Raw genomic sequence first — 13,545 nt, forward strand, 5'->3', positions numbered from 1 at the left:
GCCCTCCCGCAGCGGCGAGGCGGTCTGTCAGGTTGCGTCCCCTTACGTCATGCTCTGTAGTCATGATCACCACCTGGAGCACGGCGGCCGGCAGAACACTCAGGGCGGTCAAGGGTGTCTCCGCGCCGATGACGTACACCCTCATCGCCCTCTGCTCCGTGATCTTCGTCCTGGGCCCGGCCTCCGGCCTCACCCCGGCGTACGGCTCCGTGGACGCGCTGCCGGCCGCGCAGCGCGCGTACTTCCGGCACTGGGGAGTGGTCCCGGCGGACCTGTTCGACGAGCCCGCCCGGGAGGCCCTGACCCCGGCCACCGCCCTGTTCGTGCACGGCAGCTGGGTGCATCTGCTCGGCAACATGCTCTTCCTCTTCGTCTTCGGGCTGATGACCGAGGAACGGATGGGCAGGGTGGAGTTCACCCTGTTCTACGTCGGCTGCGGCTATCTGGCCCTGCTGGGCTACGCGGCCGCCAACGCCACCTCCGAGCAGTCGCTGGTGGGCGCCTCCGGGGCGATCTCGGCGGTGCTCGGGGCATTTCTCTTCCTGTTTCCCCGCGCCCGTGTGACCAGTCTCCTCCCGTTCCTGTTCTTTCTGCCGATGCGCTTCCCGGCCTGGGTCGTGCTGCCCTTCTGGGCGGCCCTCCAGTGGCTCGCGGCGGGCCGTTCGGGCGACGGCCCCGGGGTGGCCTACCTCGCCCACCTGGTCGGCTTCGGCCTCGGGTTCGGCTACGCATGGGTGCGTTACGGAAAAAGGAAGGGCCCGAAGGGCGGCCTCGGAAGGGCGGTGGTGGGAGACGGGCGGGCGACTAGAGTGAAGTCCGCACCGGCTCCGGCACCCGAGGGAGAGAACCAGTCGTGATCACCGCGATCGTCCTGATCAAGACCAGCGTGGACCGGATCCCCGAGATCGCGGAGCAGATCGCTTCGCTGGATTCGGTGAGTGAGGTTTTCTCCGTCACCGGTACGTATGACCTGATCGCTATGGTTCGGGTGCGGCGGCACGATGACCTGGCCGATGTGATTCCGGGGCGGATCAGCAGGATTCCGGGCGTCGAGGCCACGGACACGCATGTTGCCTTCCGGACGTACTCGCAGCACGACCTCGAGGCGGCCTTCTCGATCGGGTTGGACAACTGATCGACTGAAGACCGCCTCACGAGGCATTCAGCAGCTCACACCGCGGGGACGCAGCGGCCCTCCTCCGTGCGGTACGTCCACTTCGCGCCCTCGGTCACCAGTTCCTTCACCGCCGTGACGAAGCGCTCCACGTGCTCGTCGGGTGTGCCCGCGCCGAAGCTCACGCGGATCGCGTTCAGGGACTTCTCGCCGGGGGCCGCCTCGGGGGCGCCGCATTCGCCCTGGGTCTGGGGGTCGGAGCCGAGGAGGGTGCGGACCAGGGGGTGGGCGCAGAAGAGGCCGTCGCGCACGCCGATGCCGTACTCGGCGGAGAGGGCGGCGGCGAAGTGGGAGCTGTTCCAGCCGTCGACGACGAAGGAGATGACGCCGACGCGCGGGGCGTCGTCGCCGAAGAGGGAGAGGATCCTGACCTCGGGGACCTCGGCGAGGCCCTCACGGACCTGGGAGATCAGGTGCTGCTCGCGAGCCACGAGGGTGTCGAAGCCGGCCTCCGTCAGCGCCTTGCAGGCGGAGGCGATGGAGTAGGCGCCGATGACGTTCGGGGAGCCGGCCTCGTGGCGGGCGGCGCTCTCGTGCCACTCCACGGCCACTCCCCCGTCCTCGCGCCGGGTGACCCTGCGGCTGGCGCCGCCGCCCGCGAGGTACGGCTCGGCCGCCACCAGCCAGTCGGCGCGGCCGGCCAGAACGCCGGAGCCGAAGGGGGCGTACAGCTTGTGGCCGGAGAAGGCGACCCAGTCGACGTCCAGGTCCTTCACCGACACCGGGTGGTGCGGGGCCAGCTGGGCGGCGTCCAGGACGATCCGGGCGCCGTGCGCATGGGCCGCGGCGGCCAGCTCGCGCACCGGCCACAGCTCGCCGGTGACGTTGGAGGCGCCGGTGACGCAGACCAGGGCCGGACCATGGGGGGCGCGGTCGGCGAGGGCCCGCTCCAGGGTCTCGACGGCCTGCTGCGGGGTGCGCGGGGCGTTGAGGTAGGTGACGCGGGCGTCCTGCCAGGGCAGCAGGGAGGCGTGGTGCTCGGTCTCGAAGACGAAGACCTGACAGTCGGCGGGGAGGGCGCGGGCGAGCAGGTTCAGGGAGTCCGTGGTCGAGCGGGTGAAGATCACCTGGTCGGCCTCGCGGCAGTCGAGGAACTCGGCGACCGTGCGGCGGGCGTTCTCGAACAGGTCGGTGGAGAGCTGGGAGAGGTAGCCGGCGCCGCGGTGGACGCTGCCGTAGTACGGCGCGTAGGCCGCCACGTCGTCCCAGACACGCTGGAGGGCGGGGGCGCTGGCCGCGTAGTCGAGCGCGGCGTAGGTGACTTCACCGCCGGTGACGAGCGGGACGGTGACATCCCGGCCCAGAACGGGCAGCGGGGCACAGAGGGTCTGGGCGGAGGCAGCGGTGGAGACAGACATGGCGAACTCCTGTGAGAAGCAAGAGGAATCACCGTGCGAGCAGATACGGCTCAAGCACGGAGAAAGGTGAAAGGGGTATGCGGAGGCGGGGCTCTACGCCCTATCGCATTCGCTTGCTCACAGAAGGCTCCCTCGACGACCAGGACCCCTGGTGGTGTTCGAGGGGTCCGCGCTTGCCGTAGACCTCGCTGCCTACGACCTGGTCTTCACCCGGGGCACCCCGCCACGGACGGAGGGTTGCCGGACAGTCGGCCGGGGCCTCATGACTGTCACTCATGACCTGGACAGGAACGTACGTGAAGTGATCGCGGTCCCGCAACTCCTGTCCGGATTGCGGGACCGCACCTCAGATCTGCTACTTGTTGCTGGCCGCCACCCAGCGCTCCAGCGTCCGCTTCGCCGCGCCCGAGTCGATCGACTCGGCCGCCTTGGCCATGCCGGCCCGGAGCTGCTCGGCCAGCGGGGCCTCGGTCGGCTCGAGGGCCACCAGGGCGGCCGCCGAGTTCAGCAGCACCGCGTCCCGGACGGGGCCCTTCTCGCCGTCCAGCACGCGCCGCGCCACCTCCGCGTTGTACGACGCGTCGGCGCCGCGCAGCGCGTCCACGGGTACGAGGTCGATGCCGACGTCCCGCGGGTCGAAGCACTGCTCGGTGACCTTGCCGTCCCGGACCACCCACACCCGGGAGGTGGAGGTGGTCGTCAGCTCGTCCAGGCCGTCGTCGCCGCGGAAGACCAGGGCGGAGTTGCCGCGCTCGGCGAGGACCCCGGCCACGATCGGCGCCATGCGCGGGTCGGCGACCCCGACGGCCTGGGCCCGCACCTTGGCCGGGTTGGTCAGCGGACCGAGGACATTGAAGGTCGTACGGATCCCCAGCTGGCCGCGCGCCGCGGCGACATGCCGCAGCGACGGGTGGAACCTCACCGCGAAGCAGATGGTGATGCCGGCCTCGTCGGCGACCTCGGCGACCCGCTGCGGGGTCAGGTTCAGATTGATGCCGAGCTTCTCCAGGACGTCGGAGGACCCGGAGGCGGAGGACGCGGCGCGGTTGCCGTGCTTGACGACCTTCGCTCCCGTACCGGCGACCACGATCGACGACATCGTGGAGATGTTCACCGTCTTGGCGCCGTCGCCGCCGGTGCCGACGATGTCGACGGCCGGGCCCGGCACCTCGATCACGTTGGCGTGCTCGTACATGGTCCGCACGAGGCCGGTGATCTCCTCCACCGTCTCGCCCTTGGCCCGCAGCGCCACCATGAATCCGGCGATCTGCGCGTCGGTCGCCTCCCCGCGCATGATCAGGTCCATCGCCCAGGCCGTGTCGTCGGCGGACAGGTCCCGGCCGTCCAGCAGTCCGTTCAGCAGGGCGGGCCAGGAACGGCCCGCCGCGGTGTCGCCTCCAGCGGGGGTCACAGCGTTCATAGCCGCTCCTGGGTGTCGTAGTAGAACCGTGTGGTCCCACCCTATCCAGGCCAGGACACGGCGAAGGGCCCCGTCCGTAAGCCGGACGGGGCCCTTCTACCGTGGCGTGGCGACGCGGGGATCAGTGGTGGCCGTGGCCGCTCGTGATCTCCTTGTACTCGTCGACCGTGGGCTTCGGGATCTGGTTGTCCTCGCCGTAGTAGGCGGTGCTGAGCTTGACGCGCAGCTTCTCGGACGCCTTCACCTTGCGCTCGACCCCGTTCTCGTCGACCGTCGGGCCGATCTCGGCCGGCTCGTACTGGTGGTGAGCCGTGAGGGTGTGCAGCTGCTCCTGGCTGAGCGGCTCGTGGACCTCGATGAACTCACCGTGCGGCAGGCGCTTGATGATGCCGGTCTCGCGACCGTGCAGCACCTTGTCGCGGTCGCGGCGCTGCAGGCCGAGGCAGATCCGCTTGGTGATGATGAACGCGAGGACCGGTCCGGCGAAGAAGGAGATCCGGACGAACCAGGTCACGTCGTTGATCGACAGGTGGAAGTGGGTGGCGATGAGGTCGTTGCCACCACCGACCAGGCCGACCATGTACACGGTCACCCAGGCGACACCGAAGGCCGTACGGGTCGGGGCGTTGCGCGGGCGGTCCAGGATGTGGTGCTCGCTCTTGTCGCCGGTGACCCAGGACTCGATGAACGGGTAGACCGCGATCGCCGCCAGCACGAGGCCGAAGAGCACCAGCGGGATGAACACGCCCAGGACGAGCGTGTGACCCCAGAAGTTGATCTCCCAGCCCGGCATGTAGCGGACCAGACCCTCGGCGAAGCCCATGTACCAGTCGGGCTGGGCGCCGGTGGAGACCTGGTCGGGCCGGTAGGGGCCCATGGCCCAGATCGGGTTGATCTGGGCCACCGCGGCGATCGCCGCGATCACACCGAAGACCAGGAAGAAGAAGCCGCCCGCCTTGGCCATGTACACCGGCAGCAGTGGCATGCCGACGACGTTCTTGTTGGTCTTGCCGGGACCCGCGAACTGCGTGTGCTTGTGGTAGAAGACCAGGATCAGGTGACCGACCACCAGGCCGAGCATGATGCCCGGCAGCAGCAGGATGTGGATCGAGTAGAACCGGGCGACGAAGTCGTGGCCCGGGAACTCGCCGCCGAAGAGGAAGTACGAGATGTACGTGCCGACGATCGGCATGGACAGGATCGCACCCTCGGTGAAGCGGACACCGGTGCCGGAGAGCAGGTCGTCCGGGAGCGAGTAACCGGTGAAGCCGGTGAACATGCCGAGGACGAACAGCAGGAAGCCGAACAGCCAGTTGATCTCACGCGGCTTGCGGAACGCGCCGGTGAAGAACACGCGCATCATGTGCACGAACATGGCCGCGAGGAAGATCAGCGCCGCCCAGTGGTGGATCTGCCGGATGAGCAGACCACCGCGCACGTCGAAGGAGATGTGCAGGGTCGAGCTGAACGCCTCGCTCATCAGCTGTCCCTGGAGCGGGACGTACGAGCCGTGGTACTCCACCTCGTTCATCGACGGGTGGAAGAACAGCGTCAGGTACACACCCGTGAGGATGATGATGAGGAAGCTGTAGAGCGCGACCTCGCCCAACATGAACGACCAGTGGTCGGGGAAGATCTTGCGCATGTTGGCCTTGGCCAGGGAGTAGATCCCGAGCCGGCCGTCGGCCCAGTCGGCGATCCGCTCGCCGGCCGGTGCCTTCCCGCGAGAGCGGGCCTCGTTCGATGCAGTACTCATCCGCGCTCCCAGAATGCAGGACCGACGGGCTCCTCGAAGTCGCCGAGCGCCTGGAGGTAACCCTCGTCGTTCACGCCGATGCGGAGCTGCGGCAGGGCGTGACCGGCGGGGCCGAAGATCACTCGGGCACCGTCGGAGAGGTCGAAGGTGGACTGGTGGCACGGGCACAGCACGTGGTGCGTCTGCTGCTCGTACAGGGAGATCGGGCAGCCGACGTGGGTGCAGATCTTCGAGAAGGCGACGATGCCCTCGTGCGACCAGTCGAGCTCGCGCTTGTCCTTGATGTTGTCCGGCTGGAGCCGGATGATCATCAGGGCCGCCTTGGCGATCTCGTTCTGGAAGTTCTCCTCGTGCTCCTCCAGGCCCTCGGGCTTGGCGAAGGTCAGCGAACCGACGGCGACGTCCTCGGGACGCAGCGGCTGGTTCGTGTTCATGTTCACGAGGAGCTTGCCCTTGGCCCACAGGGTGTGGCGCAGCGAGGTGCCGGGCAGCGGACCGAGGTCGCGCAGCAGCATGACGCCGGAGAGCGGCACCAGGGCCAGCGCACCGAACATCGTGGTGCGGATCAGCCCGCGGCGGCCGATCGCCGACTCCTTGGCGCCCTGCTTGAAGTCCGCGTGGACCTTCGCCCGGACCTCGGGCGAGGCCTCGATCGCGTGACGTTCGTCGGCGACCTCGACGTCGGACATCAGGGTGCGGGCCCAGTGGACCGCGCCCGCGCCGATGCAGAACAGCGCCGTACCGAGGGTCAGACCGAGCGCGAAGTTCAGCGCGCTGACGTGCCCGATCGGGAAGACGAAGATCGACTTGTCGTGCGGGATCGTCACGTACGAGGCGATGAAGCCGACGGTGGCCAGCATCGACACCGTGAACAGCAGGGCGACGACGCGCTCGGACCGCTTGGCGGCCCGCTCGTCGATGTCCTGGATCCGGTGCTCGTGGGGCGGCAGCCCCGGGTCCGCGAACGGGTTCTCCTCGTCCGCGACGCTCACGGCGACGTGTGCGTGCTCCTGCTCAGCAGGCAGGTTCTCTTCTGGAATGTCTTGGCTACTCATGACTTCTTGGCCTTTGCGGTCCGAGCGGCGACCCAGACGGCTACCACGATCAGCGCGCCGAGGCCGAAGACCCACGCGAACAGACCCTCACTGACCGGCCCGAGGCCGCCCAGGTCCATGCCGCCCGGCTGCTCCGTCTCGCTGCTGTTGATCGCGTGCAGGTACGCGATGATGTCCTTCTTGTTCTTCTCCGACAGCGTGGTGTCGGGGAAGGACGGCATGTTCTGCGGGCCCGTCTGCATGGCCTCGTAGATGTGCTTCGGGTCCACGCCGGACAGGTCCGGAGCGAACTTGCCCTTGGTGAGGGCACCACCCTTGCCGGTGAAGTTGTGGCACTGCGCGCAGTTGGTGCGGAACAGCTCGCCACCCTTGCCGATGTCCGCCCCGTCCGGGCCGTACTGCTCCTTCGTCGGCACCTCGGGACCGGCGCCCAGCGACGCGATGTACGCGGCGAGCTGGTCGATCTGGGCCTGGGTGTAGATGTTCTTCTTCTTGACGACCTGCGGGCCCTGCGAGGTGGCGGCCGGCATACGGCCGGTTGCGACCTGGAAGTCGACCGCCGCGGCGCCCACGCCGACCAGGCTCGGGCCGTCGGAGGAGCCCTGGCCACCGGTGCCGTGGCAGCTGGCGCAGCCGACCTCGTAGAGCTTCTTGCCCTCCTTGATGGTCAGGGACTGGGAGGTTTCATCGGCCTGCGCCTTGCCCGCGGGCGCGAACGCGGCGTAGAGCCCCCCAGTAGCCGCCAGCGCGAGGAGTAGGACGACGACCGCCGCCAGCGGATGGCGTCGTCGTGCGGAGAGCTTTTTCACGGATTACCCCGGTGTCAGGATCTTCTGCGTCGGTGCTTCTGGATGTGCGGGAGCGGTCCCGGCTACTTGATCATGTAGATCGTGGCGAAGAGGCCGATCCAGACGACATCGACGAAGTGCCAGTAGTAGGACACGACGATGGCGGCGGTCGCCTGCTCGTGGGTGAACCTCTTGGCCGCGTAGGTGCGACCGAGGACCAGCAGGAAGGCGATGAGACCGCCTGTCACGTGCAGGCCGTGGAAGCCGGTGGTCAGGTAGAACACCGAGCCGTACGGGTCGGAGGAGAGCGAGAGGCCGTCCTCCTTCACCAGGGCCGTGTACTCGTAGACCTGACCGCCGATGAAGATCGCACCCATGACGAAGGTGAGGATGAACCAGCCCCGGAGCTTCTTCACGTCACCACGCTCGGCGGCGAACACGCCGAGCTGGCAGGTGAGCGAGGAGAGCACCAGGATCGTGGTGTTCGTCGCCGAGAACGGGAAGTTGAGATGGCTGGCCATCTCCTTCCAGTGCGCGGGACCGGTCACCGATCGCAGGGTGAAGTACATGCCGAAGAGGGCCGCGAAGAACATCAGCTCGGAACTCAGCCAGATGATGGTTCCGACGCTGGTGAGGTTCGGCCGGTTGACCGACGGGTGCGCGTGCCCGGTTTCTACTGTCGTTGCTGTCGCCACGACCGACATTATGTCGGTCGCTTATCCCGCCCTCACTCCGGGGGGTGCCGTTCGGAGTGTTGCTGCCCGCCGAACCGGTGTTGACGTGGTGTTCATGGGAGTAACATCCGCACCGAACGGCCCTGTCCGTACGACGCTGACGTCTCGGAGGAAGCATGCAGCCGACCGCTACGGTGCTGGTGTACAGCGACGACTCCAACACGCGGGAACAGGTGCGGTTGGCCTCCGGCCGCAGGCCGGCTCCTGATGTCCCCCTCGTCGAGTTCGTGGAGTGTGCGACTCCTGAGGCGGTGCTGCGCGAGCTGGGCAAGGGCGGCATCGATGTGTGCGTGCTCGACGGCGAGGCCGTACCCATGGGGGGCATGGGTGTGTGCCGGCAGATCAAGGACGAGGTGTTCAACTGCCCGCCCGTGCTGCTGCTGATGGGGCGGCCTCAGGATGCGTGGCTGGCCACGTGGAGCCGGGCCGATGCGGCGGTGACTCTGCCGGTGGATCCGGTGGAGTTTGCGTCGGCCTTGGCCGGTTTGCTCCGCGAGAAGCGGTTGCTGAGCGCCTAGGAGCTCGGGGCGCCCCTTGGGGCGCTCACACCGCTGTCGGCCGGAGGCGCAGTGCATCCTGTGGTGAGGGGCCGTCCGGGGTGCCGTTGATGAGGGCGCTGCCTGTGCGCCACTTCTTCCAGTCGACGTTCCAGTCGCCGAAGCCGTTGCCGAAGGGTTCCATCGGGTCGCCGTTGGAGTTGACGACCCTGACGATGTCGCCCTCGTGGATGTGGTCGAAGAACCATTCGGCGTTGCCGGTGCTCATGCCGGTGCAGCCGTGGCTGACGTTCTCGTAGCCCTGGGAGCCCACCGACCAGGGGGCGGCGTGGACGTACTCGCCGGACCAGGTGACCCGGGTGGCGTAGTAGACCGGCAGGTCGTAGGAGTCGGAGCTGCCCTCGGCGATGCCCACCGTGGTGCCGCGCATGCGTACGAAGTACTGCTTGGCCAGTACGACCTTGACGCCGTTGCGGGTCTCGTAGCCGGCCTTTCCGGTGGTGACGGGGACCGTGTTGATCGCCTGGCCGTTCTGGAAGAACGTCAGCTGGTGCGCCGAGGCGTCCGTCACGGCCTCGATCCGGTCACCGGTGGTGATCTTCAGCGCCTTGGACTTGCCGCCCCACAGGCGGTCGCTGATCTTGACGCCGTCCAAGTTGCTGTGCACCTGGATGGTGGCGTGCGTGGGCCAGTACTCCTTGGGGCGGTAGTGGAGTTCCTTGTCGCTCACCCAGTACCAGGAGCCCTGGACGGCCGGTGTGGCGTCCACCCTGAGGGCGCGCTCCACGACGGCCCGCTGCGCCTTGCCCTTGATCTCCTGGTCGAGTTGGGCGGTGATGGGCTGTCCGACGCCGTACTGGCCCGACTCCGGCCCGAACGTGACGTTCAGGCGCTTGGTGGCCGTGGGCTTGCTGGTGTCGAAGGTGAGGACCTTACGGCCGGGCGCGCCGTCCTCGTCCTCGGTGCTCACCACGACCGTGTAGTGGGCGTTGGCGGCCAGCGGGGAGGTGCTGTGCCAACGGCTGCCGTCGACCGCGAGTTCGCCCGCCACATAGCGCCCCGTGGAGTCCTGGGCGGTGACGTCCGTGATCCGGCCCTCACCGCTCTCGGCGGTGATCTCCAGGGGCTTGTCCGGGTCGGCCCGCTTCCCCGCACCGGTGGGGCCGTTGAAGGAGATCTGGTCCGCCGCGTCGTAGGGCTTGTCCGACAGGGGGTTGCCGTCCGAACCGCAGGCGGCGACGCCCGCGCCCAGGGCGGTCACCAGCAGCGCGCAGCTGACGACGGTGCGGGTCCGCGGAGAGTGGTTCATACGATCACGCTATGAGAGGCAGACCCCAGCGGCGCGCTGCATAACCCGTACGAGGGACGGGCACCGCGGCAAACGCAGGAGCCCGGACTCTCCTGACGGAGTGTCCGGGCTCCCGTGGCGCTCGGCGCTTGCTACTGGGTGCGGTTCTCACCGTGGTAGTACTCGAACACCCAGCCGAACAGGCCGACCAGGATGAACGGTGCACCGAAGTACAGCAGCCACCAGCCGACCGCGACACCGAGGAAGGCCAGCGCGCCACCGAAGCCGAGGGCGAGCGGCTGCCAGCTGTGCGGGCTGAAGAAGCCCAGCTCGCCCGCGTCGTCCGCGACGTCGGCCGTCTTGTTGTCCTGCGCACCCGCGTCGACCCGCCGGGCGGTGTAGCCCAGGTAGAAGCCGGTCATGATGAGCAGGCCGAAGGACAGGAAGAGCGCCGTGGTACCGGCCGGCTCCTTCGACCAGACGCCGTACACGGCGGCCATGATCAGGATGAAGAAGCTCAGCCAGATGAACATCCGACCCTGGATCTTCACTTGCCGGCCTCCTTGTTGCCCTCGACGGCGCTGGTGCCGTGACCGGCGTACTCGAGCTGCTCGAGCGCGGCGATCTCGGGGTGGTGCAGGTCGAACGCCGGGGATTCGCTGCGGATCCGCGGCAGGGTGAGGAAGTTGTGCCGCGGCGGCGGGCAGGAGGTCGCCCACTCGAGCGAACGGCCGTAGCCCCACGGGTCGTCCATCTCGACCGGCTTGCCGTACTTGGCCGTCTTCCACACGTTGTAGAGGAACGGCAGGATCGACAGACCGAGCAGGAACGAGCTGACGGTCGAGACCGTGTTCAGGGCGGTGAAGCCGTCGGCCGCCAGGTAGTCGGCGTAACGACGCGGCATGCCCTCGGCGCCCAGCCAGTGCTGGACCAGGAAGGTGCCGTGGAAGCCGATGAACAGCGTCCAGAAGGTGATCTTGCCGAGGCGCTCGTCCAGCATCTTGCCGGTGAACTTCGGCCACCAGAAGTGGAAGCCGGCGAACATGGCGAAGACGACCGTACCGAAGACCACGTAGTGGAAGTGGGCCACCACGAAGTACGAGTCGGAGACGTGGAAGTCCATCGGCGGCGAGGCCAGGATGACACCGGTCAGACCACCGAACACGAAGGTGACCAGGAAGCCGGTGGCCCACAGCATCGGCGTCTCGAAGGACAGCGAGCCCTTCCACATCGTGCCGATCCAGTTGAAGAACTTCACGCCGGTCGGGACCGCGATCAGGAAGGTCATGAAGGAGAAGAACGGCAGCAGCACGCCACCGGTGACGTACATGTGGTGCGCCCACACCGTCACGGACAGACCGGCGATCGCGATGGTGGCCGCGATCAGACCCATGTAGCCGAACATCGGCTTGCGGGAGAACACCGGAATGATCTCGGAGACGATGCCGAAGAACGGCAGCGCGATGATGTACACCTCTGGATGGCCGAAGAACCAGAAGAGGTGTTGCCAGAGCAAGGCTCCGCCGTTGGCGGCATCAAACACATGGGCGCCGAACTTCCGGTCCGCCTCCAGGGCGAACAGCGCGGCCGCCAGGACCGGGAAGGCGAGCAGGACCAGCACACCGGTCAGCAGCACGTTCCACACGAAGATCGGCATGCGGAACATGGTCATGCCCGGGGCACGCATGCAGATGATCGTGGTGATGAAGTTGACCGAGCCGAGGATGGTGCCGAAGCCGGAGAAGGCCAGACCCATGATCCACATGTCGGCGCCGATACCCGGGCTGCGGACCGCGTCCGACAGCGGGGAGTAGGCGAACCAGCCGAAGTCGGCCGCACCCTGCGGGGTGAGGAAGCCGCCCACCGCGACGAGCGAGCCGAACAGGTACAGCCAGTAGGCGAACATGTTCAGCCGCGGGAACGCCACGTCCGGCGCGCCGATCTGCAGCGGCATGATCCAGTTCGTGAAACCGGCGAACAGCGGCGTCGCGAACATCAGCAGCATCACGGTGCCGTGCATCGTGAACGCCTGGTTGAACTGCTCGTTCGACATGATCTGCAGGCCCGGACGGGCCAGCTCGGCGCGCATCAGCAGCGCCATCACGCCACCGACCAGGAAGAACGCGAACGACGTGACGAGGTACAGCGTTCCGATCGTCTTGTGGTCGGTGGTCGTCAGCCACTTCACCACGACATTGCCGGGCTGCTTGCGCCTGACCGGCAGCTCGTTCGCGTACGAGCCTTCAGCTGCCGCGGCACCCTGGGGTTCGTTGAGGATGCTCACAGGTTGTTCGTCTCCCGGTTCTTCTCGTGCGGCGTCTGCGCGATGCCGGCGGGAATGTAACCGGTCTGCCCCTTCTTGGCGAGGTCCTTGAGGTGCTGCTGGTACCGCTCGGGGGAGACGACCTTCACGTTGAACAGCATGCGCGAGTGGTCGACGCCGCAGAGCTCTGCGCACTTGCCGAGGAAGGTGCCCTCCTGGTTGGGGGTCACCTGGAAGGCGTTGGTGTGGCCCGGGATGACGTCCTGCTTCATCAGGAACGGCACCACCCAGAAGGAGTGGATGACGTCACGCGAGGTGAGGACGAAGCGGACGGTCTTGCCCTTGGGGAGCCAGAGCGTCGGACCGGGGTTGTTGGTCTGCGGGTTCCGCGTGCCGGGCGTGCCGACGTCGTAGACGCCGCCGGCGTTCGCCGGGAAGTCCTTCTTGAACCGGTCCGGAATGGCGTCCAGGTTCTTGTCGGTCTTGGCGTCGCCGGGGACACCGGGGACGCTCTCGACGTAGTTGAAGCCCCAGCTCCACTGGAAGCCGACCACGTTGACCGTGACGTCGGGCTTCTTGGAGAGGTCCAGGAGCTTCGACTCGTCCCGGGCCGTGAAGTAGAAGAGCACCGAGATGATGATGATCGGGACCACCGTGTACAGGGCCTCGATCGGCATGTTGTACCGGGTCTGCGGAGGAACCTCGACCTTGGTGCGGCTGCGCCGGTGGAAGAAAGCACTCCACAGAATCAGGCCCCACACCAGCACGCCGGTGGCCAGCGCGGCAGCCCAGGAGCCCTGCCACAGGGAGAGGATCCGCGGAGCCTCTTCCGTGGTCGGGGTGGGCATACCAAGGCGGGGGAAGTCCTTGTATGTGCAACCGGTGGCGGTCGCCAGGACCAGGCCCGCGGTCATTGCCTGCAGCAGCTTCCGCCGCATCGGGCGCCGCGGCGAGCGGTCGGAGCCGTTGGGACTCACGTAGCGCCTTCCCGAGAGTCTCGCCCGCGCGGTCGGCTGCGGCCTTCTCGCTGGTCGGTCGCCGCCCTGCGTCGGGCAGGGGTTTGGATGTTTATGCGGACCAAACCCTAGCCGACGCCCTCCGGGGGTTCGCGGGGAGGGGGGCATACGCGTCGCCTGTCACTCGGTTGGGGTGGGATTGGGCGCCTAATAGCTCGGGTTGTCGCGGTTTGAGTTGCGGGTGCGGGTGCGTTGT

General features: G+C 67.6%; 13 protein-coding genes and 1 riboswitch. Of the genes, 3 read left to right on the plus strand and 10 right to left on the minus strand.

The features are described 5' to 3' along the window. The first annotated feature begins 62 nt into the window (after positions 1 to 62). The gene (locus ACZ5DS_RS02075) at positions 63 to 857 is read left to right on the plus strand and encodes a rhomboid family intramembrane serine protease (protein WP_468233029.1); all 795 of its coding nucleotides are present in this window, start codon (positions 63 to 65) and stop codon (positions 855 to 857) included. Beyond that, entirely contained in the window at positions 854 to 1,135 is a 282-nt protein-coding gene (locus ACZ5DS_RS02080; RefSeq protein WP_468233031.1) for an Lrp/AsnC family transcriptional regulator, read from the plus strand. The genes ACZ5DS_RS02075 and ACZ5DS_RS02080 overlap by 4 nt, the downstream gene beginning before the upstream one ends. A gap of 35 nt (positions 1,136 to 1,170) precedes the next feature. Here the strand turns inward: ACZ5DS_RS02080 and ACZ5DS_RS02085 are convergent, their stop codons facing one another. The 6 genes from ACZ5DS_RS02085 to ctaE form a co-directional block, all read right to left on the minus strand. Beyond that, positions 1,171 to 2,532: an aminotransferase class V-fold PLP-dependent enzyme gene (locus tag ACZ5DS_RS02085; RefSeq protein ID WP_468233033.1), complete on the minus strand. Its 1,362-nt coding sequence runs from the start codon at positions 2,530 to 2,532 to the stop codon at positions 1,171 to 1,173. A 164-nt stretch (positions 2,533 to 2,696) separates the two neighbouring features. Then, a riboswitch (SAM riboswitch) is annotated at positions 2,697 to 2,813 on the minus strand. A 74-nt stretch (positions 2,814 to 2,887) separates the two neighbouring features. After that, complete coding sequence (trpD, locus tag ACZ5DS_RS02090) at positions 2,888 to 3,952, minus strand: anthranilate phosphoribosyltransferase (RefSeq protein WP_468233035.1); 1,065 nt, start codon at positions 3,950 to 3,952, stop codon at positions 2,888 to 2,890. Positions 3,953 to 4,073: 121 nt separating this feature from the next. Beyond that, positions 4,074 to 5,708: a cytochrome bc1 complex cytochrome b subunit gene (gene qcrB / locus ACZ5DS_RS02095; protein ID WP_468233037.1), complete on the minus strand. Its 1,635-nt coding sequence runs from the start codon at positions 5,706 to 5,708 to the stop codon at positions 4,074 to 4,076. Then, the gene (gene qcrA / locus ACZ5DS_RS02100) at positions 5,705 to 6,763 is read right to left on the minus strand and encodes a cytochrome bc1 complex Rieske iron-sulfur subunit (RefSeq protein WP_468233038.1); all 1,059 of its coding nucleotides are present in this window, start codon (positions 6,761 to 6,763) and stop codon (positions 5,705 to 5,707) included. Before qcrA ends, qcrB begins: the two co-directional genes overlap by 4 nt. After that, positions 6,760 to 7,572, minus strand: a complete 813-nt coding sequence (gene qcrC / locus ACZ5DS_RS02105) for a cytochrome bc1 complex diheme cytochrome c subunit (protein ID WP_468233040.1) — start codon at positions 7,570 to 7,572, stop codon at positions 6,760 to 6,762. Before qcrC ends, qcrA begins: the two co-directional genes overlap by 4 nt. 62 nt (positions 7,573 to 7,634) lie before the next feature. Beyond that, positions 7,635 to 8,255, minus strand: a complete 621-nt coding sequence (gene ctaE / locus ACZ5DS_RS02110; RefSeq protein WP_468233042.1) for an aa3-type cytochrome oxidase subunit III — start codon at positions 8,253 to 8,255, stop codon at positions 7,635 to 7,637. A gap of 146 nt (positions 8,256 to 8,401) precedes the next feature. Between ctaE and ACZ5DS_RS02115 the strand changes: the two genes are divergently transcribed. Next, positions 8,402 to 8,803 carry a response regulator gene (locus ACZ5DS_RS02115; RefSeq protein ID WP_468233044.1) on the plus strand — a complete coding sequence of 134 codons (402 nt, stop codon included), beginning with the start codon at positions 8,402 to 8,404 and terminating at the stop codon, positions 8,801 to 8,803. 25 nt (positions 8,804 to 8,828) lie between these two features. Here ACZ5DS_RS02115 and ACZ5DS_RS02120 read toward each other — a convergent pair whose 3' ends face one another. From ACZ5DS_RS02120 to ctaC, 4 genes are all read right to left on the minus strand, one after another. Then, positions 8,829 to 10,091, minus strand: coding sequence for a L,D-transpeptidase (locus tag ACZ5DS_RS02120; RefSeq protein ID WP_468233045.1), 1,263 nt, complete (start codon positions 10,089 to 10,091; stop codon positions 8,829 to 8,831). A 131-nt stretch (positions 10,092 to 10,222) separates the two neighbouring features. Further along, entirely contained in the window at positions 10,223 to 10,621 is a 399-nt protein-coding gene (locus tag ACZ5DS_RS02125; protein ID WP_468233047.1) for a cytochrome c oxidase subunit 4, read from the minus strand. Beyond that, positions 10,618 to 12,354, minus strand: a complete 1,737-nt coding sequence (ctaD, locus tag ACZ5DS_RS02130; protein WP_468233049.1) for an aa3-type cytochrome oxidase subunit I — start codon at positions 12,352 to 12,354, stop codon at positions 10,618 to 10,620. The genes ACZ5DS_RS02125 and ctaD overlap by 4 nt, the downstream gene beginning before the upstream one ends. Further along, positions 12,351 to 13,310 (minus strand): aa3-type cytochrome oxidase subunit II, encoded by a 960-nt coding sequence (gene ctaC / locus ACZ5DS_RS02135; protein ID WP_468233051.1) that lies wholly within the window; start codon positions 13,308 to 13,310, stop codon positions 12,351 to 12,353. The genes ctaD and ctaC overlap by 4 nt, the downstream gene beginning before the upstream one ends. Positions 13,311 to 13,545 lie beyond the last annotated feature (235 nt).

This window comes from Streptomyces sp. NPDC031100 (genome assembly GCF_055570785.1).